This is a genomic window from Peribacillus sp. NPDC056705, assembly GCF_043656335.1.
The window spans coordinates 1-2,079 of record NZ_JBHTYI010000124.1; the positions used below are offsets into that span (position 1 = coordinate 1).

Sequence of the window (2,079 nt, forward strand, 5' to 3'; positions counted from 1 at the left end):
GGTCTAGCCAGGAACGATAAGTAAATGTCCGATCCTTTTAAGGATATTTCTGTATACTCGGTTATCTTGTAAATGTCACCTTTGCAAGAGAATGTTGATCCTAATGTGTATGCCTTGAGTTGGTGATCATCATATTTTACTTCTAACTCGAATTCTGGTTCCGATATACCGTATCTATAATTGCCGCTACGATTGTTAGAAACACCGTTGTTCTTCTGGCATGTGTACCAAATGGTTATTGTGTTACCGAATAATTCATACTTTTCGATCCCGATAATGAGAAGTGGACCATCATAATCATTTAACACTTCACCGACTTTATTTGGTTGTTTGAATAACCGAAAGTGGCGTTTTACTCTCACCAGCGAACTGCTAGTTTCAGGTCCCGCCGGATTCACGTCCGTTCTCCCTCCTTGGACTGTAATATGCCTCTGTCGCTCAATATAATGAACAGTTTTATGAATGCTCTGTTTCGAATTTTAGAGTACGTATCCTTGCTGACCGGTGGATCGAGAATGAAATTATACACCTGATAATCCTTGCGATATAAATCAATCATATAACGCTGGGTGACGACTTCCCTCTCTTTATCTGGTAGCTGATGCACTGCACTTTCAATTGCACTGATATATTGATCTCGTTCTGTATTGCGCGGCAACCTCTTGCAGAAGTCATATTGCTTAAATACTTGCCTCATCACTGCCAACAGATTTGATTTGTCTATTTGAGGAACTACTGACTGCACCTTTATCATTCCATTTCCTCCTTTGGGTAAAGGGATGACAGAGTGTTTTTTAAGCGATTAGAAATTTTCTCCAATGTATTCTCCGGATCGCCCCAACCTGATTCGTTTATCGCCCATATCATCCATACCTTCAATTCTTCTTCTCTCTTTTCTGCCTTATCTGCGCGTTCTCGCTCTGCCACCATCTCGTTGTAATACTCCGAAGCTCTGGCGCACTGTTCGCCATAGACTGTATGCAACAGACGAACACTTTCCCTTGCCGACCGATGTTTTGTTCTTTCATTCATCAACTCATACCATAGATGGATTTTTGGTAAATCCAGCGCCTGTTGTAGTTCCGTGACGCTTTTTTTCTCTGTTGAGTATTGTTTTAGCCAGTACCCTAATGCGACTTCAACAGGTTCATAATCAATCTCTTGATAGTAAGAGGGGTTGTTATGGAGCGTCTTAGCGTGTTCAAACTGTTTCACTCTCTCCATATCCTTTTGCCAGTCTCTACTCATTCCCGATTACCTCCCACTCTTCTTTAGAGCTAAATTGATTGAGGACTGGACCAGCAAGGCCCAGAATAACAAACCCTTCTTTCACGTATTCCGAATCGTCCAGCATGTATGATACCTTTCGAACAAGTCCGCTGCCTGTGTATCCGTCTTCGGGCTTCCATTCTTTCAAAACCAATGTGTCACCAACTGCATAGTTACGATCATTCTTGCGGACTTCAAAGGTCTTCGTTCCGTTCCATACGGCTTGAAAGTATTCCGGTAGAATCTTGAGTTCATGCTTTGCTTGGTTATTCATATTTCCCACCTACCTCCCGTTTGATTTAGATAACCTTAATCATTCTGACTTGGCAGCTCTAGCCTCATCGAAAACACTCTGCATATCCTTTCTAACTCGTGGGGTATATCTTCGAACGGCTTGGGTTTTGATGATCTCTTGCACCCGCCTTCGTCCTCTACTTACTTCATCAACCAAGCCGTTCTTTTTCATGACAAGATCGTATAAGGGCTGTAATCTCTCGTTTTCATCCTTTGCTTTCCTCCGGCGCCTCCGGTTGTCCTGAAGCTGCCGGGTTAGGTTTAGCGTCTCTATTTCTCCATTGTCCAGAAACTCAAGAGCATGAGTCAGATCAAGGTATTCATTGTCGCAATAGTCGATTTCCTTGACATTGAGATCATAGTTTTTCTTTACGGAACTCAATATCTCATGGAGTCGTTGAGCTGCTTCCTTCGCCGTGGTATCCACGTTAACCCCTCCCCTCACTCCTTCTCAGTTGTTCACATAATTCATCGTATAGGGCCATGTATTGCTTGTATTTCGAATGATTCCTATCC

General features: G+C 42.7%; 5 protein-coding genes. All 5 read right to left on the reverse strand.

What is annotated here, in order from left to right; translation table 11 throughout:
* The coding region (locus ACFRAK_RS28040) for a hypothetical protein (protein ID WP_394573040.1) at window positions 1-398 on the reverse strand (398 nt) is incomplete at its 3' end.
* On the reverse strand, window positions 395-754 hold the full coding sequence (locus ACFRAK_RS28045; RefSeq protein ID WP_394573041.1) for an ArpU family phage packaging/lysis transcriptional regulator: 360 nt from the start codon (window positions 752-754) through the stop codon (window positions 395-397). The genes ACFRAK_RS28045 and ACFRAK_RS28040, both read right to left, overlap by 4 nt.
* Window positions 751-1,248 (reverse strand): hypothetical protein, encoded by a 498-nt coding sequence (locus tag ACFRAK_RS28050; RefSeq protein ID WP_394573042.1) that lies wholly within the window; start codon window positions 1,246-1,248, stop codon window positions 751-753. Before ACFRAK_RS28050 ends, ACFRAK_RS28045 begins: the two co-directional genes overlap by 4 nt.
* Window positions 1,241-1,543 carry an ASCH/PUA domain-containing protein gene (locus tag ACFRAK_RS28055; protein WP_394573043.1) on the reverse strand — a complete coding sequence of 101 codons (303 nt, stop codon included), beginning with the start codon at window positions 1,541-1,543 and terminating at the stop codon, window positions 1,241-1,243. Before ACFRAK_RS28055 ends, ACFRAK_RS28050 begins: the two co-directional genes overlap by 8 nt.
* Before the next feature lie 39 nt (window positions 1,544-1,582).
* Entirely contained in the window at window positions 1,583-1,990 is a 408-nt protein-coding gene (locus tag ACFRAK_RS28060) for a hypothetical protein (protein WP_394573044.1), read from the reverse strand.
* Window positions 1,991-2,079 lie beyond the last annotated feature (89 nt).

Bases quoted from the DNA above. Each gene is read 5' to 3' on its own strand.
- ACFRAK_RS28045 (WP_394573041.1), bottom strand. From the start codon at position 754: ATGATAAAGGTGCAGTCAGTAGTTCCTCAAATAGACAAATCAAATCTG.
- ACFRAK_RS28050 (WP_394573042.1), bottom strand. From the start codon at position 1,248: ATGAGTAGAGACTGGCAAAAGGATATGGAGAGAGTGAAACAGTTTGAA.
- ACFRAK_RS28055 (WP_394573043.1), bottom strand. From the start codon at position 1,543: ATGAATAACCAAGCAAAGCATGAACTCAAGATTCTACCGGAATACTTT.